This is a genomic window from Paenibacillus residui, from assembly GCF_042677205.1.
In the GTDB taxonomy this organism is placed as follows: domain Bacteria; phylum Bacillota; class Bacilli; order Paenibacillales; family NBRC-103111; genus Paenibacillus_L; species Paenibacillus_L residui.
Map to the genome: position 1 here is coordinate 1 of NZ_JBHTIU010000028.1, position 21,430 is coordinate 21,430.

Annotated in this window: 17 protein-coding genes; 10 read left to right on the plus strand and 7 right to left on the minus strand. The window is 45.9% G+C overall.

Features of this window, described 5'->3' with window-relative positions; all coding sequences use genetic code 11:
• From ACFQ03_RS08625 to ACFQ03_RS08650, 6 genes are all read right to left on the minus strand, one after another.
• Nucleotides 1-442: ABC transporter permease (locus tag ACFQ03_RS08625; RefSeq protein ID WP_379287467.1), on the minus strand; the 442-nt coding region annotated here is incomplete at its 3' end.
• Nucleotides 439-1,353 (minus strand): ABC transporter ATP-binding protein, encoded by a 915-nt coding sequence (locus tag ACFQ03_RS08630; RefSeq protein ID WP_379287469.1) that lies wholly within the window; start codon nt 1,351-1,353, stop codon nt 439-441. The genes ACFQ03_RS08630 and ACFQ03_RS08625, both read right to left, overlap by 4 nt.
• An 89-nt stretch (nt 1,354-1,442) precedes the next feature.
• Entirely contained in the window at nt 1,443-2,048 is a 606-nt protein-coding gene (locus ACFQ03_RS08635) for a response regulator transcription factor (RefSeq protein WP_379287471.1), read from the minus strand.
• Nucleotides 2,045-3,145 (minus strand): sensor histidine kinase, encoded by a 1,101-nt coding sequence (locus ACFQ03_RS08640; protein WP_379287473.1) that lies wholly within the window; start codon nt 3,143-3,145, stop codon nt 2,045-2,047. The genes ACFQ03_RS08635 and ACFQ03_RS08640 overlap by 4 nt, the downstream gene beginning before the upstream one ends.
• Before the next feature lie 591 nt (nt 3,146-3,736).
• On the minus strand, nt 3,737-4,135 hold the full coding sequence (locus tag ACFQ03_RS08645) for a VOC family protein (protein ID WP_379287475.1): 399 nt from the start codon (nt 4,133-4,135) through the stop codon (nt 3,737-3,739).
• A 93-nt stretch (nt 4,136-4,228) separates the two neighbouring features.
• Nucleotides 4,229-5,032: a DUF6597 domain-containing transcriptional factor gene (locus ACFQ03_RS08650; RefSeq protein WP_379287477.1), complete on the minus strand. Its 804-nt coding sequence runs from the start codon at nt 5,030-5,032 to the stop codon at nt 4,229-4,231.
• Between the two features lie 196 nt (nt 5,033-5,228).
• Here ACFQ03_RS08650 and ACFQ03_RS08655 point away from each other — a divergent pair, with 196 nt between their 5' ends.
• From ACFQ03_RS08655 to ACFQ03_RS08690, 8 genes are all read left to right on the plus strand, one after another.
• Nucleotides 5,229-6,653, plus strand: a complete 1,425-nt coding sequence (locus tag ACFQ03_RS08655; protein WP_379287479.1) for a PQQ-dependent sugar dehydrogenase — start codon at nt 5,229-5,231, stop codon at nt 6,651-6,653.
• 222 nt (nt 6,654-6,875) lie between these two features.
• Entirely contained in the window at nt 6,876-7,058 is a 183-nt protein-coding gene (locus tag ACFQ03_RS08660) for a hypothetical protein (protein ID WP_379287481.1), read from the plus strand.
• An 810-nt stretch (nt 7,059-7,868) separates the two neighbouring features.
• Nucleotides 7,869-12,941 (plus strand): S-layer homology domain-containing protein, encoded by a 5,073-nt coding sequence (locus tag ACFQ03_RS08665; protein ID WP_379287483.1) that lies wholly within the window; start codon nt 7,869-7,871, stop codon nt 12,939-12,941.
• Between the two features lie 263 nt (nt 12,942-13,204).
• Nucleotides 13,205-13,795, plus strand: coding sequence for a TetR/AcrR family transcriptional regulator (locus ACFQ03_RS08670; RefSeq protein ID WP_379287484.1), 591 nt, complete (start codon nt 13,205-13,207; stop codon nt 13,793-13,795).
• A 59-nt stretch (nt 13,796-13,854) separates the two neighbouring features.
• Entirely contained in the window at nt 13,855-15,213 is a 1,359-nt protein-coding gene (locus ACFQ03_RS08675; RefSeq protein WP_379287486.1) for an MFS transporter, read from the plus strand.
• A complete protein-coding gene (locus tag ACFQ03_RS08680) occupies nt 15,210-15,767 on the plus strand; it encodes an NADPH-dependent FMN reductase (RefSeq protein WP_144938981.1) in 558 nt (185 codons plus the stop codon). Before ACFQ03_RS08675 ends, ACFQ03_RS08680 begins: the two co-directional genes overlap by 4 nt.
• A gap of 512 nt (nt 15,768-16,279) precedes the next feature.
• Nucleotides 16,280-16,954, plus strand: a complete 675-nt coding sequence (locus ACFQ03_RS08685; RefSeq protein WP_379287489.1) for a hypothetical protein — start codon at nt 16,280-16,282, stop codon at nt 16,952-16,954.
• Between the two features lie 42 nt (nt 16,955-16,996).
• Nucleotides 16,997-17,647: an HD domain-containing protein gene (locus ACFQ03_RS08690; protein WP_379287491.1), complete on the plus strand. Its 651-nt coding sequence runs from the start codon at nt 16,997-16,999 to the stop codon at nt 17,645-17,647.
• A gap of 23 nt (nt 17,648-17,670) precedes the next feature.
• Here the strand turns inward: ACFQ03_RS08690 and ACFQ03_RS08695 are convergent, their stop codons facing one another.
• Entirely contained in the window at nt 17,671-18,120 is a 450-nt protein-coding gene (locus ACFQ03_RS08695; RefSeq protein ID WP_379287759.1) for a DinB family protein, read from the minus strand.
• Nucleotides 18,121-18,958: 838 nt separating this feature from the next.
• On the opposite strand from ACFQ03_RS08695, the gene ACFQ03_RS08700 reads away from it, so the two are divergent.
• Together ACFQ03_RS08700 and ACFQ03_RS08705 are read left to right on the plus strand one after the other, a co-directional pair.
• The gene (locus ACFQ03_RS08700; RefSeq protein ID WP_379287493.1) at nt 18,959-20,131 is read left to right on the plus strand and encodes an ROK family transcriptional regulator; all 1,173 of its coding nucleotides are present in this window, start codon (nt 18,959-18,961) and stop codon (nt 20,129-20,131) included.
• Nucleotides 20,132-20,149: 18 nt separating this feature from the next.
• Complete coding sequence (locus ACFQ03_RS08705; protein WP_379287495.1) at nt 20,150-21,430, plus strand: hypothetical protein; 1,281 nt, start codon at nt 20,150-20,152, stop codon at nt 21,428-21,430.

Sequence of the window (21,430 nt, forward strand, 5' to 3'; positions counted from 1 at the left end):
GAAACGACTGATATTGACGCCGATTCGCTCGCTTCTTAATGCTGTAGAACTTTTGACTGTCCAGTAAATTGAAGACGAGGAATCCAAAAATGAGTATAATTACGGCGCTGATGGTAAAAATGACGGTTCCCTGCACGGTTTGTGCCGTTAACACCATCCAGGGCCGCACGGTTGTGACCTGATAGCGTCGCAAAATGCCCTTTTCACGATAGTTGGCCATCACCGTTCCGATTCCGAAAAACGCAGTGGTCAGGATGTTCACGGCAATCCAGGACGGGATGTAAGCATTGCTGTAAGTCATCCCTCCGATTTCTGTATTTCCGAACATCACTCCGAATAGCCAGATCATCAGAACCGGAAACAGAAAGGTCCAGAACACGGCCATTTTTTCTCGAAAAAATAATTTTGTTTCCATTACCGACAGTTTCACAATTTTATTCATGCTGATCGCTCCTTTAACAGGTGGACAAACAAATCATCCAGCGTGCCTCGCTCGAAACGGAATGCGGTCACTTTCCAATCGCGTTCTTCACATTCTTTTAAAACCAAATAGGCAGAACGCTGTAGATTCTCCGTTTGAATTCTCACCCGATCCCCGGATTTCTCCACGTGAATCACGCTGGGCAGGGCGATCAAAACATCGGGATCCACGTCGAAACTCTCAAACGCTAGGTAGTTAGTCGCCAGGTCTTCGAGCAATACATTCGGTTTCCCAAGTGCCCGAATTTGACCTTCGTACACCATTGCCACTCGATCACAGAGCTTTTCGGCTTCTTCCATATAATGCGTCGTGACCACGATGGTGGTTCCTTGTTCCCTCAGGGTATGGATGACTCCCCACAACTCGCGGCGGGCCTGGGGATCCAGCCCCATGCTCGGTTCATCCAAAAACACGATTTCGGGTTGATGCAAAACGGATAAAGCGAGCGTTACCCGTTGTTTCCAGCCACCGGAAAGATCCTTGAAATACGAATTGAGTTTGTCTTTCAATTGTAGCTGTTCAATGATGTCCATCAGGACATGATTTGTGTCATAAAAAGAGGCAAACAAATTTATCGCTTCTTTGACCTTCATTAACTCCTGTATGGATGTGGCCTGGAACTGCACCCCGATTTTTTTATTTAATGGATAGCGGTCGGATTCCTTGCCGGGGTCAAGGCCGAGTACGTGTACCTTTCCGGAATCTCTTGTCCGCAGTCCTTCCAGGATCTCAATGGTTGTGGTCTTACCGGCTCCGTTCGGACCGATGATACCGAAAATTTCGCCTCTTTCGACTGTAAACGAAATCCCCTGTACGGCTCGAGTTTCCCCGTATTGTTTGGTCAAGCCTTCAACTTCAATGACAGGTTTCATCTTTTTTCTCCTTCTCTCATAACAAAAGAATGGATTTTTGCTATTCAGTCTTGCATCATATAAAATCGGTTTTGTTTTACAAAAAAAGGTTATTCCGGCAGCCATCCTTTGTTTTCGGCAATGGAGACGGCATCCATCCGGTTTCTCGCTTCCAGCTTCTGAATAATTTCGGAGATGTAGTTGCGGATCGTAGCTGGAGAGAGATAGAGAGTTTTACTGACTTCTTTGACCGTATCCCCCTTCTTCAGGTGCAGCAAAATCTCGGTTTCTCGTTTCGTGAGCGGGTTTATTTCTTCCATCATGGAAAAAGTAAGGTGCGGGCTAAAGACACGCTTGCCCGCGTGAATTTTTCGCAGCGCTTCCGCCAATTCGGACACGGGCGTATCTTTTAGCAAATACCCCATTACTCCGGCCTTCACGGCACGTTGCAGGTACCCGCTTCGGGCGAAGGTGGTCACGATGGCGACCCGGCATTCTCTGCCCTCATCCCTCAACTTTTCCGCTGCCTCCAGTCCGCTTAACAATGGCATCTCTATATCGAGCACGGCAATATCGGCGTTTTTTTCCCGAATCAGCCGGAGAGCCTGTTCACCGTTGTCGGCTTCCCCGACAATTTCAATATCTTCTTCCAGGGCCAACAGCTGGCTGACCGCGGATCGAAGCATTCCTTGATCTTCCGCAATGACGATTCTCATTGGATTCCCTCCGTTATCGCCGGTTTCTTAACTTTCGGCACGATGATCGTGATTTTCGTCCCTGTTGTTTCTCCGGCTGCCATTTCAAGTTTTCCTTCGATCAGCAATAACCGTTCTTTCATGCCCAACAAGCCGCTGTGAAACTGGTCGTGATTTTCCTTCGCAATGCCGACCCCATCATCCTCCACCTGAAGAATGTATCTTCCAGGTTCTTCTTCAATGCGGATTGTGCATATGCGCGCGCCGCTGTGTTTTACGACATTGGTAACACATTCACGAAGACACAGGCTCAGGATATTCCGGATAATCGGCGGGGCTCCCGAAAGTTCATCCTTCCGTTCCACTTTGAATGAAATCCCGGCAGACTCGCAAATTTGAGCGGCCTGTCGGCACTCCTCATCAAGATCGATGGACTGCATATCACTGATCAGTTCCCGCACCTGCAATAGGACGGATCTTGAAATATTTTGGATCTCACGTGCTTCTTTCAAGGCTTGATCGGGACTCCGGGGAATGAGCCGCTCCACCAATTCACCTTTCAACGTAAGCAGAGACAGGGTATGGCCCAACGTGTCATGAAGATCACGGGCGATTCGCTGGCGTTCTTCATTTTTAATCAACCGGGAAATTTCATCATTGGCATATTGTAACCCCAATTTCATTTCATGTGACTTCCGGATCATTCTCACCATAAAGGGCAACAGGAAAAGTATGAAAAGAATCGAATACCAGCCTAGGTACAATGAATTCGACTCTCGCAAGAAATTGAACCCGACCGACCCGGCAAAGAGCGCAGCCATGAGTACAGTCATTGCGGTAATTTTGCGGTAGGATGAGTACTTGCCGATCACCAAAGCAGGATAAAAGCCGAAGCTTAATTCCCATGGGGAGATGAAGGCTCCCCATAAAGCAACCGCGACCAGTTGAACAATGATGAAAAAGGTTCGGTGTTTCGCATTCATAATGCTGATCAAATGAGCCGTTGCGATTATAAAAAACAATAGATAGTTGTACCCCGTCTGTTGCGGAAAAATAATCATAGAAATCAATGGAGGAAGCAACATCATTGTTTCCAACGGCAGTCTGACGCGAGCCATTTTTACCACCTCCATCATTTTGCTCTATCATACCATATGGCTTAATAACCCTTTTCTCATTATTACTTGTGCCTCCTTCATTTATTATATAAGAAGCATATCTAAAAGCCGACGGGGCCGGTAGTTATGTATATCACTTCTTTGAAATGATAAATATCATTTTTCTAGAAGGTTTTTCGGATCGATTCATGTTATTAAGTTGAAAGGGAACTGGGAGTTAGATGCTAACTGATCACTCCATCCTCATGCCTGATGAACAAAAAAACAATATGGACCGTTCTTCCTGCATTGTCGATCGGCTCGCAGCGAGGCAAAAAAATAACGGGTCGCGTATGGTTCCGCATACACACCCGTATTTTAGTCACTGGCTTTATTTGATCAACGCAAGCGTTTATCTCGTTTATCCCGAGTACTCTCACCTCATCCAATGAGAACGACCGGCTTGGGAGCGACCAAGCGCAAACCCTGTATCAACAATCCTTGTATTTCTTCAGGATGGACGAGGTTCATCTGAATAAGCATGTAATTAAGCTTCGAGAAACTTTCCGGTAATTAACGCACCTTTGCCGTTGTTCGCAGAACCTCTCTCCTCTACCTAACCGTCCCCATAAATGTCGCGATGTACCAATGATTGCCAAACGGATCTTTCACGCCGGCACTCCGCTCACCATAAGGCATATCCGCGGGTTCATATAGAGAAGCGGCTCCAGCGGCGATCGCTTGTTCATAACATTTGTCAGTATCTCTTACATACAAGTGAATTGCACTTTGCATCGGGGGATATGGATCTCTGCCTTCCGAACATTCAATGATGGAGCCCTCCAGACGAATTTCTGCATGCCGGATACGTCCGTCAGCATCTGTCGAACGGTTTAATTCCTCCGCCCTAAAAGCTTGCTTAAGGAAATCAATCAATTTTTCCGCTCCCTGTACATGAAGATAAGGTGTGACGGTATGAAAGCCGTCCGGCACATAATGGTTCGCCTTCATCAATATATTCCTCCTTCAAACTTATTAGGAAATCACTTGCTATGCTCTTAATAATATCCTTCTCTCACGGTCAAGTATTGTAAATTTTTGACCTTACGTGACATACTTAGCATGATTATGATGTCTTCCCAATATCGGACGGTATTCACTCGGATTGATGCCGGAGAAAGAACTAAAGTCCTTTATAAAATGCGCTTGATCGAAATATCCGCAAGCTTGAGCGATATTGACCCACGAAATATTTTCCCCGGAATGAACGAGACGCAGAACTTCCTGGAATCGATAAAGGCGGTTTAGTCGCTTAGGTGTCATACCGACTTCTGCTTTAAAAATTTGGTTGAATCTTCGATGACTGATCCCGGTCTGCTCAATGATCTCAGCGATCTGGCAACCATGAAGGTGGTTCAATACGAATAGTACTGCCGGGTCCCATTTCAAATCTTTCCTCGCAAGAGACAGCAAGCTGCGTTCAAGCACTTGGAACATCTCATCCGGTCCAGGGGAAGCCAGCAGTTCGTCGCGAATCTCGCTTACTTTGGACCCCCATAATATATCTAATGGAAAATGTTTATTGTGAAGCTCTACGAGCGGTTCTTTAAGGAACGGGTGGATACCGCCTTGTTTAAAGTGGATGCCGATCACTCTCGACTCGCAGGCCGTATCGATAACAAAATATTCCGAGTGCGGACCGCAGAGAATTGAATGGCCGAAAACCAACTCGCGATGATTGCTATCGAACAGTCGGATTTTGTCCTCGCCAAGATCGATGATCACATCCACAGATCCGTCCGGCAAAGCCAGTTCCTTGGAATGCGAAGGATTATAATCTTCCATATACCAAAAATAATCGACGAACAACGATAACGGCATTTTCGGAATGTACGTACGATGCAGCAAGGGTGCCCCTCCCTTCATCATTGTAATAACACTAGCAGATTCCTCGTAAATTCGGAAGAATCTCATGGATCGATCCCTACTATTATTGTTTGTAATATTCTGGCTTGCCGTAGGAGCCAGGGTACCCGGGTAATAATAAACAATTATAGTCATATTCTTTATAAAACAAATCAATGAAAAAGGAGGGTAAAGTTATTTGATAAAGGCTAAAGTTAGTTTGCGGCCCATTGTCAGTAAGCTAAATTTACCCACTGTTTTGAAAACGGCTATACTTCCTGGCGATTCCATCGAACGATTGTTTATTGCAACCCAGGTAGGAGAGATCTTTTACATAGGAAACGGAGTTATAAGGACTTTGTTAGATATACGTCCACGAATTATTAAACTGGGTGTTTCTAGTGGCGGATATGATGAACGGGGATTGGTAGGGCTGGCGTTTCATCCCCAATTTTACTATAATCGCCTGTTCTATCTCCATTATTCAGTAGCTGGAACTCAAGGTCCGGGCGCTCTTCCAGGGGCGTTCGAATCTTTTAAGCCTAATCCGTGTGATCCCAGAACCTTAAGCCAAAGATGGACAAATAGAGAAACGCAATATGAACATATTGATACAGTAGAAGAATGGATTCTGCAATCGAATGGCCAGCCTCAAAGACGACGGACATTACTGAATTTAAGAAGACCATTTTTAAACCATAATGGTGTCAATAGCTTAAACTTTTCACCTGAAACAGGAAAACTTGTTTTGACAACCGGTGATGGAGGGTCGGGCTATGATCCCTTTAATTTAAGTCAAGATGATATGGAAATAGCAGGTAAAATCATCGAAATTGATGTCGCTAAAAATACATTTATCGATAATCCTCCCATAGTTACACGTTTTAATGAGCTGCCCGTAGCTATTCAAGAAACGCTTACGGTAATAGCCAAAGGAGTTCGCAATATACCGGGCATTTCATATCAAAGATTTTATAATCGGTATATCAAATACGCAGGAAATGTCGGACAGGATCTCGTAGAATCGATTTTTTCATTTATACAGTATAAACCAATACCGGTTACTCAGCTTGTTCAAGCTTATTTAATGAATTCAGAAATTGACCAAGAAGGATTTATTAACTTTGGCTGGCGAGGCTGGGAAGGTGCTTTTCCTACCTCCATAATAACAGGCTGCTCTGCAAATCCCGCTTTGACTCAGAAAACAATGGCTTATTACGATGAAGCAGTAAAAACTTCGGTGCAGCGTCTTCTGCCGCTAATCAGTTATTTTCATGAAGATCCCCGAACGGATAAGTTTAAAGCAACTGCACTTACAGGAGTCCAGCCCTATATGGGAAATGAGATCCCCGCTATATCGGGAAACGTTGTGTTTACCGATCTGGCCCGGGCCAAAGAATCCCAACTTCCGGTTAGAGGGGCTTTAGCATATACCAGGATAAGAACAGATTGTAAATTAAATGATTTTAGTGTTATTGAAACCGATTATAATTTTGGGTCTCAATCCGCTTATTACGTTAGTTTAGGGACGAATCTAAATCAAACCAGACTATATCTGGGCGTTTATGGCTCTACGAAAGTGGCTGATGCCAACCAAGGTACTGTTTTAGAAATTGTTCCATGATCCCGGTTTTTTGGGTCCGGACGGAAATCGGGCTTTTGTGGGACAAGGCACTGCCGAACCCAGAAACGGAAAATTGAAATCTGCAAGTAATATGTCACTATCTTCTAGTTACAGAGGGGCATTGGAGGAGGTATTATAAAAGTTACGCCATCAACAGGGCGCGTTCCCCGATTACAACCAGAACTTAAAATATATTAAGCAGCTAAAGGAGACAATGTATGTATGAAGTTTCCTATCTCTGAGCGCATTAAAATTCCGCCAGGATTTTGGGACGGATTACGTCAAATGGGGATTGCCCCCCACGACGCAGCCCGCAAAGCGCAACTGCCGCTTGCCATTATTACAGAACCAGTAGTCAACACTGCCCAATATTTTGCCATTTGGCAGGCATGGATGGGGGAATGATACCCACTATTTTTTAAGCTTGGGATGTGCACCTCTTCTGTCTTTCGCTTTCCGATCCTTTGTTTTTCGTGATGAATAATCTCATATTGAATACTTTAGCGAAATGGCTGGGCGGGCAAGCTCTCCCCTATCAATGGGAAAGAGCTTGCCTTTTGTATTACGAGTTGTGACCGATTAGCGGCGAACCACTTTTGTGATAATCCTTATATACATTGCTCTTTAAATGGGAGGATTTCAAGGTGTTGACTTTCATGACCGGCTATTTCATAATTAAAATATTACATCATTTGGAGCGCTCCCAGATTAGAGAAATCTATCCTGCAGCCTACACTGGAAGCTATATTGCAGGTGCTGAGGTGTATTCTTCGTCGGAATACGAAGCTTTCCAAGCTGCGTCTTCCTTCCCTTGTTACTGTAATGAGAAATCGGATAGGCACTTACATACGAACAGGCAAAATGAACGCATTCATCCCTTTCTTGTTTTCGGAGATGAGAGCGCTCCCATTGGGTGGTTCATCTGGCCTATACCTCATTGAGTGATAGAACAGCAGGCTCTTGGCTGGAGAAGAAAATGGTATCTTAGGTGGTGATAGTTCCTCGCGTTCAAAGGTTTGCTCGAGATACAGCTAAAGGGGAATATATAGAAAAATTTGCGGGTAATTTCGGATCAGTCATTCATTACACTCCAATTACAGGTCCGACGATTCGAGTTAAGCTCGAACGATATAACCACTCAATACGCCCCTCTCCCCTTTGCCATCGTTTCATGGTTAGTAATATTAGATGATTTCATATGAGGTGATCCCATTAATGATGAAAGTGACTAAACGTTACCTTTCCATCTTGCTCAGCTTCTCGATAATTTTCGGGATATTCCCGTTGTCTGGGGCTTCGGCAGCGGATATGGGAAATGGCGGTATCGTAAATCCGGGGTTTGAAATGGATTTGGTAGACGGAACTATTCCCGGCTGGAGTCTGATTACGCAAAACACGGTAAGTACAGTAACGGTCAGCACCTACAAGGCTCATAGCGGGTCCAAGAGTCTTCATTTCCATAACTCGAGCGCCGAGGAACAGCTGCAAGTATCCAGCCAAGCGATCCCTGTTGTTCCGGGGGGCAAATACAATGCCAAAGCGTTCGCGTATGTCGTCAGCCAAACTCACAGCATCGGTTATGAGGTGCATTATTACAATAACCAAGGCGATAAAGTCGGCAAAGCGGACTTTATCAATTTTGCCAAAGGCAAGCTGAAATTAAACGAGTGGAATGAGTTGGTTGTGCCTTTCGAAGTGCCCGCAGAAGCAACACAAATTCAATTGCGTTTTAATTCAGGCAGGATTGCGGTCACCGAAGTATATTTTGATGATGTTTCCATAGAGCTTTTGGAAGCGCCTTCAGATACGGAATATCCTCGAGAAGTATTGAATCCCGGGTTTGAGCAAGATGCGGTTGATGGCCGAATCCCTCACTGGGCTATTGACCCCGTAACTTCCGGAACGGTGGAATTAAGTAAAGATCGGACTCATAACGGGACATACAGCCTTCATTTTGTAGATTCGGTTGCGGATGCGGGTTCGACAGGCTTGCGGGTATTCAGCGATAAAATTGCGGTTGCCCCCAACGAATCTTACATTGCTTCAAGCTTCGTAAACGTCGTGAAGCAGACCCATAATATTGTATTGGAAGTTCATTATTATAACGCTCAAGATGTTAGGGTTGCCGTCAAGCAGGAGCTGTTCTCGGGGAATTCCCTGGGAACGAATCAATGGTCAGAGATGAAATTGTTAACTACTGCCCCGGCAGGAGCCGCTTATGCAAGAATAGGTTTATATTCGGGAGGAATCAGTTTGACGGAAGCTTACTTCGACGATGCTGCCTTTGAGATCGTGCCGCCGGAAGTTCCATTAGAGCGTGATTATCAGGAGCCTGTTGATCTCGGTCCGATGGTAAGCGTAAGCTTGGGGCAAGCGGGGGCGATTCAACAGAATGTTTTGGGTGACAATGAAGTCTATTTCCACACGAACGGCAAACCCGGAACCTTCGTAGTCGTCGATGGCGAAACCGGTAAGTTAAAGTTCTCTCAGGTCATCCCCAATACGGAAGCGACTTGGGCGATGACGATAGGTCCCGACCAGAATGTCTATTTCGCCGGCACTGGAGACGGGAAGCTGTACCGTTATCTGCCTGCGAAAAAGGAAGTGGAGCTGCTCGGTGTCAACCCTTCCGACAGCTGGGTATGGGATCTGGAAGCTGCCCCTGATGGGAAAATATACGGCGCAACGTACAATGACAAATCGTATGGCAAAGTGTTCGAGTATGACATTCGCACCGGGAAATTCCGTGATTACGGCACCATTATGGACGGACAAGATTATGTGCGGGGGATAGCCGTCGATGAGAAATACATTTATGCCGGATTAGGGACCAGCATCCATTTGTTTAGAATCGATCGGGTTACGGGCGAGAAGACGGAAATTATTATTCCGGACAATGAACTCAATTTGGCAACGGGAGACACGGGAACTATTGCCGATGTGTTCGTTGTAAATGGAAAGCTCTTTGTTTCAGTCAGTACGATCAATATGGTCGTCATGAATATGGAAACATACGAGATTGAGCATACTTTCCAATACAGCAACATGATCTCGGAGCCCTCCCCTTTTAACCCTAACCTTATTTACTATAAAAATGGCACGGAGCTCTTCCAATACGACTTCAGCACGAACCGCTCGAGCCAAATAGAGCTGTCTGTTCCACTCCCGGACACCATTCGGGTTAAAGATATGCAGTGGATTAAGCTGCAGAGCGGGCCGAAAGCAGGACAAACCGTACTGACAATCATTACACAATACGGAGAGTACATCTTGTATGATCCAACGGATCAATGGCTGTCCTTTATCGAACTGGAAATTTCACCACAGCCTGTCGCCATTCAAGCGTTAGAAAAAGGCACCGACGGCCGCATCTATCTGGGCGGATATCAACGCGGCATGAGCATTTATAATCCTTTTACTAACCAGATTGATCTAAATATCTCTTCCTTCGCTCAACCTGAAGGAATCGGGTTCCTTAACGATCATGTCTATTATGGAACGTATGTTGCAGCGGTCATGTATCGCCTTGATCCGTCGCAACCCATGGAGCTGAATACGAACCCGAGGATGGTCTATCCTTTCGAGAACATGCAGGATCGTCCATTCGCCATCACATCCGGAGACAATAAGCTGTTTGTCGGCACCGTCCCCGATTATGGTTTGTTGGGAGGATCCCTGGCTATCTATGATGAGACCGCGGATCATTGGACCCAATTCGATAACTTTGTTGAGAACCAAAGTATTATGGCTCTGGCGTACAAGGATGGTTATCTGTACGGCGGAACTACGATTTGGGGCGGATTGGGCATCAATCCTTCGGAGCCCGCGGCTAAGCTTTTCATCTGGGATGTGGCTAAAGGCCGGAAAGTCGCTGAATTTACGCCTCAAATCCCGGGCATTGATGAAGCTCCGAAGATGATTGGCGAGCTGTCCTTCGGGCCCGATGGCTATCTGTGGGGAGCCGTAGACGGAACCATCTTTGCGATGGATGTCGATACGAATGAGGTTGTAAAAAGCAAGCTCATTCGCCCAAGCTTGTACAACAGCAGCAAATGGAAGCCATACCGCTTGGAATGGAGTCCGGACGGTATGCTCTACACGACCTTATCGCGCAAGCTCATTGTCATCGATCCGGAAACGTTGCAGCACAAGACGATTGTAGATGGTTTTGTCAACGATATGGCTATCGGGATCGACGGCAGCATCTATTATTCACCCGATGCCTCGACAAACATGTCCCGAATTGCCATACCGGAGACCGATGCCACTCTGTCGGCCATTCATGTCAATGGAATGCCGCTGGAAAGCTTCTCTCCGGGAATTTTACAGTATACCTATCCCCTGTCGTCCGCGGACGATGTTCAAGCCGTTGCGAAGCAGTCGGAAGCTGTAGTACATGTAGAATCTGTTTCGGAGCAAAAGCAAACCATTATCCATGTGACGGCCAAAGACGGGAAGTCCACATTGCAGTACAAAATTAACTGGAAGCCTGCCGATCCTCGGGAGACGGCCATTCAGGAAGCCATCGCCGCGATCGCTGCCCTGCCGGCCAATATAACCTTGAAGGATAAGCCTGCTGTGGTGGCGGCACGTGCGAAGGTGGAAACCGCGTTGAGATTGGGTGCGCAGGAGGCCGAAATTACCAACCTCAAGGTGCTCATTGCCGCAGAGGCCAGAATCGCCTTCCTTGAGAAGCCTGCCGATCCTCGGGAGACGGCCATTCAGGAAGCCATCGCCGCGATCGCTGCCCTGCCAGCCAATATAACCTTGAAGGATAAGCCTGCTGTGGTGGCGGCACGTTCGAAGGTGGAAACCGCGTTGAGATTGGGCGCACAGGAGGCCGATATTACCAACCTCAAGGTGCTCATTGCCGCAGAGGCCAGAATCGCTTTCCTTGAGAAGCCTGCCAATCCTCGGGAGACGGCCATTCAGGAAGCTATCGCCGCGATCGCTGCCCTGCCGGCCAATATAACCTTGAAGGATAAGCCTGCTGTGGTGGCGGCACGTTCGAAGGTGGAAACCGCGTTGAGCCTGGGCGCACAGGAGGCAGATATTACCAACCTCGAGGAGCTCATTGCCGCAGAGGCCAGAATCGCCTTCCTCGAGAAGCCAACTGAAGAAGAGCCGCCGCAGCCCTCTTGGGGAGGTTATGTCATACCGAAGGACAACAGCAGTAACGAGCAGCAGCTTGTCCTGCAGATAGAGGATCTAAGGCAAGAAGCGGAGAATGGAAAAGTGACGGTGGCTGTACCGAAGAAGGTTAATCAAGTTATCCTTCCTGGCAATGCATTCGAGGCTCTCGGACAGAACCGGCTGGTGATTGAAACCGACACATTTGCCTTTGAGCTTCCTGCAGATTTGTTGAAGCAATGGAGCGATAAAGCGGCCATAACGGAAACGACGGATTCCCAGGTCGAAATAAATATAAATCGGTTGCCGTCATCTGAAGCTGAGAAGCGGCTTGACGAACTGAGGGATGACCAGCATGCAGCGATCAAGCTTTCCGGGGAGATTATTGACTTAAGCTTAATTATGGTCGCGAAAGACGGACAAAGAACCAGCTTATCCCCCTTCCATCCGCCGATGACGATACGTGCACAAGTTGACTCTGCCCTGAACCCGAATTTGGTTGGCCTTTACTATATGACCGAAGATGGAACTTTTGAGTACGTAGGCGGAAGTTACATCGAGGGAGAATGGGTGGCCGACATTCATCGTGCCGGTACCTATGCCGTCCTTGAATTCAAGAAGCGGTTCATAGATATCCAGCCCTCCCATTGGGCCAAGGATGCCATCGAAGAGCTGGCAGCGAAGCAGATGATTACCGGTACGAGCAGCACGACTTTCGAACCCGATCGTTCCGTTACCCGTGCGGAGTTTACCGCTCTGCTAGTCAGAGCACTGAATTTGACGCAGGCTGGCGTATTGACCTTTACGGATGTAGAAAAAGGCGCCTGGTATGAAGAACCCATTTCCATTGCAGTTCAATCCGGCATTGCTAATGGAAAAAGCGCCACGGTATTTGATCCAAATGGAGATATCACGCGACAAGAAATGGTGACCATGCTAATGCGGGCTTACAAAATTAGCAAGGGAGTCGAGTGGCCTGACTCTATGGAGTCCGGATTTACTGATGAATCGAACGTTTCCCCTTGGGCTCTCGAATACGTTAGAGCGGCCGCCGCGCTTCATTTGATCGAAGGACGTGAACAGGGTAAATTCATTCCGGACGGCATATCCACCCGAGCTGAAGCAGCTATGCTTCTGAAACGGCTGCTGCAGCAATAAATGATGGATTGGGATACCATGCTTAAATAGAGGGTCACATAACTTATATACAATGTTCCATGAAAAGCCCTCGGAATCGCTTAGTGCAATTCCGAGGGCTACCCCACTTTATGGTTCGTTTGTAATCCATTACACAATTTCGTCCTGAATCTGATTCAACACCAAATACCTTTTTTCCACGAACAACTTGTTGACAATAAATCTGTAGCATTGTATATTGATGTCAGTGACAACTGACATAAAAAATGGATTGAGGTTAATTCATGGCCGGATTTCAGAAGCACGAAACGACCGACAAGTTAATCCTAGCGGCGATTGATCTCATGGCGGAGTATGGCTATAACGGGGTCACGACGCAGGAAATTGCCGAGCGAGCCGGATTCAGCGAGAAAACGTTGTTCCGTCATTTCCAAAGCAAACAAAATTTACTCGAGATGGCTTTCCAGCGATACCACTATGCAGACGAAATGAAGCTTCTCTTCGAGACTCAAATCAAGTGGGACCTTCACACCGATCTACTGATGATCGCCCGAAGCTACCACGAGATCATGTACCGGAATCGGAAGTTGATCATGATTGCAGCTAAGGATGGCGGTAATCTCCCCAACTTCCGGGAGCGGACGCATCGACACCCGCAACAATTAAAAGCTTTATTGGTCGACTACTTCGAGAGCATGATCCAGAGAGAAAAGATGGTCGCAACCGACCCGGAGACGAAGGCTCTGGCGTTCATTTATATGAATTACGGCGCGGCCATCGGACGCATGAACGAAGATCCCATGCTGAGGAACGTTCAGTTCGATAAATTAATCGAAGAAGAAGTGTGGCTTTTCGTTAGGGCTTTGCTGCCCTAATTTTTTCGAGCGATATGTCAGTCAGTAATGACAGTCATTCAATGAAAGGGTGAACCGGTATGGAAGTTGGTTTGCAAAAACAAGAAGGTGAGAAGCTGATGTACGTCGTTATGGCCACACTGGCCTTATCGGCGATGAGCGTGCTTATGTTCAACTTGGTGCTTCCACAAATTCGCGAACAATTCTCCGTTACAAACGCACAGGTGAGCTGGATAACCTCGTCCTACACGCTCATTTACGGAATCGGAACGGTTGTTTACGGCAAGTTGGCCGACCGTTTTCGGCTGAAGAACCTGCTAACGTTCGGACTGCTGTTATTCGCCGCAGGCTCGTTAATCGGTCTCGCTGCACAAAGCTTCTGGATGGTTCTTGTGGGAAGATGTATCCAGGCTGCCGGCGCCGCCAGTATTCCAGCAAGCGCGATGCTGATCCCGCTCCGATATTTTCCTCCCGAACGCAGGGGGACCGCTATGGGGACCGCATTCATGGGATTGGCGATTGGCAGCGCGCTTGGACCGGTGTTGTCCGCCTTTATCCTAAGCATTCTCCATTGGAAATGGTTATTCTGTTTTCCCTTCTTCCTTCTGTTGACCCTGCCTTTCTATCGGCGTTACCTGCAAGAAGATGCGCGACAACCACAAGGGAGTATGGATTGGCTGGGTGGGGCGCTGCTCGCAGCTGCCGTGACATTACTGCTGCTTACCGTTACGTCCGGTTCGCTATGGTCGGCGATTGGCGGCATCGTCGCCTTAACGCTGTTCATCGTTAGAATCCGTACCTTCACGCCCCCCTTCATTGCGCCCGGGTTGTTCCGTAACCGCAGCTACACCTTAGGCGTTACGATTACTTTCTTGTTCAGCAGTATCGGCTTTTCCTTGCATTTCCTCAGTCCGTTGTTACTGGCGCAAGTCAACAAGCTTCCAGCCAGCTTGATCGGCTTCGCGCTCGTGCCCGGTGCCGTCGCATCAGCCATTTGGGGCCGAAGAGGAGGGAAAATTGCCGACACGAAGGGCAATGCTTCTCTTTTCAGTATCGCATCCGGGTTGTTAATCGCTTGCTTCGCATTGCTGTCTACGTTAATCGGGTTCTCTGCCGTCTATATCGCCTTGATTCTTATGCTTGGTCACGTGGGTCTGACCTTCGGCATGATCGCGATGTCGAACTCGGTATCCAGAACGTTGTCGAGTGAGCAGAGCGGGGTCGGAATGGGAATGCTCAGCATGATGAATTTTATCGGCGGGTCGGTGGCAACGGGGATTTACGGAAAACTGGTCGACTTTGAACAAGTTAAGCCATGGAACCCTGCGGCTCATCATTCGGAAGGAGCGATCCACGGCAACATTTTTCTCGTCCTTACTATTGCTATTGCAGCAATCTTATGGATATATCAAATCAATTTTAGGAGGAATGCTGTATGATGAATATCGGTATTATTGTAGGAAGTACTCGCCCGGGGCGCCACGGAGAGGCCATCGCCCGTTGGGTTTATGAAATCGCGAAACAACGTAAAGACTCGGTCTATGAAATTGTAGATATTGCTGATTATCGACTGCCGTTTCTCGACGAACCGATGCCGGCTGCATTCGGTAGCTATACCAAGCCGCATACCAAAGCATGGTCGAAAAAGATTCAACAATTCGATGGTTTTATCTTTGTTACACCCGAATATAACCACTCGATTCCGGGCGCTCTTAAAAACGCCATTGATTATTTGTATTTGGAATGGAATAACAAAGCGGCGGGGATCGTCGGATACGGTGCGGCCGGAGGGTCGAGCGCCGTAGAAAGTTTGAGAATGATTCTGGCGGAACTGCAGATCGCCGATGTACGCAGTCAGGTCCGTATCTCGCTCCAAACGGATTTTATCAATTTTGAGACGTTCCATCCTGCACCGTACCAAGAAAAATCGGTCACATCGATGCTGGATCAAGTCGTTTCGTGGGCCTCGGCGCTGAGAACGATAAGAGTCTAGCTCAGCTTACATCATTAAGGAGCGGTTGCCCTAGGGAATCCGCTCCTTTCGTCCGTCTCTGCAAATTCAATGCATCGAGTTGTAATGATAACGACTGATCTTCTCGCTTATTTCATTCTCTACATATTCAATTGCATCCATCGGGTACTTTTTAAACCATCCTTTTTCCCCAGGGTTTCAAATATGAAATAATAACTAAGAAAATTAATATCGAAAGAGATCTACTCCAATGGTTTTTGTGTCAACCAGTCTAACCAATCTAACTCCATTTCGTAGTATGACCTGAGAAACCTTATATTGGCTCGCCTTCCAAATTTGAACCCCTTACATGAAATTTCGGGGCTTTATTATTTCACCAGCAAAAGCCCCCTCCTGATACCGCATTTTCAGTTCAGTATAACAATTATAATCGTAATCTGGTAATATATAGCATTGAAGGAAGTAAAGCTGAGAATCGACATTCTCAAGCTGTTTGTCCGGATATGAAATTAATCTCTGAATTGGAGCGTATAATGGATATATTTAATAAGATGATTCCGATTAGAATGGTGAACAAATCAACTACAAATCAAAAAGTCTTTTCAATAGTAATTGCAATGATTACCGGAATTATTATGGGTTTGGCAGCAAAACTTGTGGATGATCCTAATATCAACCCAATATTTGACGATATCGGTGGACGTCTTGGTATATGGGTATTTGCTGCGACAATTTTATCGGTTTACAGCTACTCACCCAAATTGGCTGCTGTAAAAGTATTCGCCTTTTTTGCGTCGATGCTTACGATTTATTATGTTTACACAACGTTTGTGCTGCATTTTTTTCCAGAAAGAGCCATTATCTTTTGGGGGATATGCGCGGTATTATCTCCTATTTGTGCTTATATCATGTGGTATGCGAGTGGAAGAGGATGGTTTTCTAATTTTATCTCAGCCCTTCCCATCACAATATTGCTGTCAGAAGGGTTTAAATTACGCGACGCTTATTTACCCATTCACCATCATTACTATTTAGTACCATGGCTTATGGGAGTATATCTAATATTGATCGTTGTTTTGTTACTTATCATTCCGAAAAACAAAATGCAAATTTGGGTCATTCTGCCAACAGCTATTATATTATCTTTAATCATGTTAAATTTTAATATTTTGGGCCGGATATTTGCCGGAATGAACGGTGTATTGTAAGGCGTGTTCTGATTTTCATCCCTGTCAAATGGAGTTGATGAAATGGAGTTCGTTGAAGATAGATTATATGCAGAGCAATTGTTGAATGCTGCGGCAATATCAAATCCGGGAACTTGGGTTCAACACTCAATAAACGTGGCAAGAGCGGCGGAATATATAGCTATAGACTTACAAAAGTCAGGGTGCGAAATTGACCCCAATATAGCTTATACCAGTGGACTATTACATGATATCGGTCGGTATGTAGGTTATACCCCATCGGTTATTCATTCGTTGGATGGGTATTTATTTATGATTAATAAAGGCTACGAGGGAACAGCAAATATTTGCGTTACGCACTCATTTCCATCAACCAACTTAGAGGCAGTTAATGGTTGGAGGGAAATTCCTTCACACATACAGATACAATTATATGAAATACTTAATCAAATCGAATGGACTATCTATGATAAACTAGTCACATTATGCGACGCATTAGCTGATGATAAAGGATTTTCAACAATAGAAAAGCGAATTGTTTCGGCTGCCATTAGAAATGGAATCAATTCTAATTCGCCAATTTTATGGAAGGGTTACTTCAGTATTAAGCAAGAAATTGAGAAAGTGATTCAAAAATCAATTTACAGGCTGCTTCCTAATATTGAGGAATCTATTTATACGGATATCGCGTTAATAGGAACAGTAAGTAAATAACAAATTTCTTTCAATATCTCTTTTTATATGCTATGTATTCTTCTTGTTTCTTTTATTTGTTCAATGTGATGATAAGAATGATTGATATCGTGATTTAATGCGTCCCTTACAGTCGCCGTTCCCTTCTGATGAACTAGGATACGGTCCAAGGAGTTAGGGATGATCTCGCATAAGTACGATATGTATTCCCGAATAGTACTAAACAACTGAACTTCGATTCTTATATCTCTTTGATTATGATTCATTGATTGATTCCAAACGTGTGCGTCGAACTCATTAAAGAAATACTTCTCGCCGGTATTAGCAAGTGCATATCGATTAATTTGGAAATAGTTTAGATCGCATTCAACAATATGATGCACTATTTCCCTTATGGTCCACTTGCCTTCCCCTCTAGATAAATCCAATTCTCTATCGCCTAAGCCGTCTAATACCTCCATGAGTATCCTGGCTGCTTCCCTATACGTTTGAATTACTTTAAAATCCTCTTATTTCATAAAAATAACTCCTTTGTTCGGTTTTTAGGATTTATGCCGATTTCACATTACGTTTCGTATTCATGAACCCTTGAAAATTAAGGTCAGCATAAGTATTTATTACCGATAAACGTTCAACTATTCTTCTTCCATTGTTTGAATGAGCTTCAAGGGCTTCGAACCCATTGATTGGGTAATGTATTCCTAAGGGTGGCCCAATTCATAATAAGACCTCATTACATGATCTTTTAATGAAATTATATCATAAGTTTCAGAGCTTAACCTTCGTGAACTTTCGCATAACGTACTGGGTATTCACCAACTTCAGCGACTGAAAACGTCCGCGACGCCGTTGTGGGTACTAGTATTGTTTCCCGATTCTACTTCCCCGAAAATCCTCTTGGCGACCGAGGGAATAATGGACCCAAATTGCTCCTCGTTATATGTTTCCAACGCCTCGCCAGGTAAATATTCCGTTAATGAATAGCCGGTTTTGGACATTAACTCTTTTTCCTTTGTTGGAATAAGCCTTCCTTGAATCCATCCTAGATAAGGACAGCCGGACTTTCATCGCCCACCTCTACCCTGCTTGTGAATTGGAATATGTCCTTTGATCCCGACCAACTTCCTCATGTTCAATCCAGCCATCCCAATTGTTGTTAGGAATTGTTATTGACGATGATGATGTTAAGGATGTATTATAAACTTAAATCAAGATTTTACCCTGTTTTCATATTCCATACTATATATTTTTTATCCTTTCAACTCAATTAAGTATGGTTTATAAACTTAAATGTATCTGGAATTAATGACGAAAGAAGTGTGATCACTAGCAATGCAAGTACATTTGCCCAGTACGATTCGGAAGATGAACAAAGAAATCGTTCTGAACATCATTAAAGATTCAGGACCTCTATCCCGCACTGAAATCGCCAAACAATCGGGCATTACGAAAGCAACCGTATCCGACATCGTCAAGGATCTGATTGAGGAAAGACTGATTTATGACGAGAAAGAGGAAACCGATTTCAGCAAACGGGGCACCAAGCTTCATTTTTCCAAGAATGCCGCCTATGGGGTTGCGATTGATTTGGGCGGGACATCCATTCATTTCGGACAGTTCAATTTAGCCGGGGAATGCATCGCGGAACAGACCGTCACTACCTATCCCCTCTCGACCAAACAAGCTTTCTTGGATCAGATGGCAGCGGATTTGAAAGCCTTTCTCCAACAATCGGGACAGCCGATAGAGCGTCTTTCCTTTATTGGTATAGCTACTCCGGGGATTATCGATCCCGTGAACGGCGTCGTTTTGGAAGGCTCCCCTAATTTGCCCGAATGGAAGAACGTTCAGCTAGCGCAGTATTTTAACGAGGTGTTTCATGTCCCTGTCACGATTGAAAATGATGTGCGCGCAGCGCTTGTCGGCGAGATGTACGAAGGAGCTCTTCAAGACTTAAGCTCCGCTGTATTGATCGGGATCGGCACGGGATTGGGTTCTGCCGTGCTTATTGATGGCAAGGTGATACGCGGCGCCAGAAACGCTGCCGGAGAAATCGGATACATGGTATTTCACAACCGCCATTTGTATGCCCCGTCGGATAAAGGACATTTTGAAATGATCTGTTCCGGTTCCGGGCTGGAGGCCGCTGCCCTGGCTTTATACAACAAAAAACTCTCGGCCAAGGAAGTGTTTCGTCTAGCGGAGCAAGGCGACTTGCAGGCCAAGTATTTGGTCGATCAATTTGAGGATCATTTGGCGATGGGCATCTTGAATATCATAGCACTATTGAATCCGGAAAAGATTTTGTTGATGGGCAGCGTCACCAAATCATTATCTCTGGAACAACTGAAGCGTAAGGTACGTCTTCATGCTTCCGATGTAACGGACGTAGCTATTGAAATTTCTAATTTGCAGCATCATTCCGCTTTGCAGGGCATGGCCTTGTTAGGCTTGAATCAAGCCTTCCCATCTTTACAATTTCTGAAGGACAAACAACTTTATTAATAAGGAGCGTGGGTTCAAATGTCAGGCATTCAATTGCATCCTCACGATATTATAGATGAAGGTATGCCGCAAATTATCGCCTACATTCATAAATTGAAAGATGTTAAATATGTTTTTCCCGAAGTGAACACGATCTTCGAAAGAAACCCTTATCCCGTTGGAAAATTGCCCCGAAATCCAGTACGCGATGTCGTCTTCGGTACAGGCACAATGCATGCGATTCTGCCTTCCTATGAAGCTTCCGGGCTCGATCAACGCCGGGAGCCGACACTGTCTGCAGAACGCGATCCGCTGATGATCATTAAGGAAGCGATGCAGGACGAGCCATTCGAAGTGATTCCTTGGTTGAATATTTTGAACGGCCATTTCGAAGGGGCTCTACTCGCCAACAATTTGGTCACGGATGTTTACGGGCAGGTCATCCCCCACTGGCTGTGCCCGAATGCACCGGATGTCATTGATTTCTGGGAGAAGGCGTTCGTGGATTTGTATCGGCGCTATGGCTTCACCTCTTATATGATCGATCGCATCCGTTATCCGGATTGGGCCGGCGAGGAAGTGAATCCCAGAGGACTGCTTACCTGCTTCTGCTCCCATTGTCAGGAGAAGATGGCCCGGCAGCATTTAGATGTCAATGCGATTAAGGAAGCACTGCAAACCTGGTCTATGAAATTAAAAGAAAAGCAGTTTGATGATGCCGTCTCTCATGCAGAGCAAAACGCACATATTCAGGCATGGATATCTTTCCGCCAAGAAAGCGTTTCCGGTTTTGTGGGACGGTTGATCGAGCGGGTAAGAAAAGTCAATGACGCCTTTACGATATGGTTGGATCTATGGCCGCCCGCCTACAGTTGGATGCTCGGGCAGGATTATGCCGGCTTAACGAAGCTCTCCCCCGCCTTGAAGCATTTCCCTTATCACAAGCTGGGCGGTGGTGCCGATGTGCAGGGGTTGATCGGCTATCTGGCCGATACCGAGCAGGAGCAAGAGGAAGCCTTCAGCGCGTTCAAAAGGTTCTTCCATCTGCCCTATGATTTATCTTACAAAACCTTTCAAGAAGAAGGCTTCCCCATTCGGTTCGTCGCCGATCAAAATAACATCGTGCGTGCTCAATCCGATCCGAACACACGCATATTCAGCGGTATTCAGATGTGGAATCTATCGCCGTCCAATTTGATAGAGGCGGTGAAGGCCGGCGAGAACAGCGCCGCGGACGAGCTTCTCTATTATTGTTACGGTTGGGCTGCGGACGAATTGTTCGACGCCATTCAAAGTTATCGGGAGAAAGGAACGAACTAA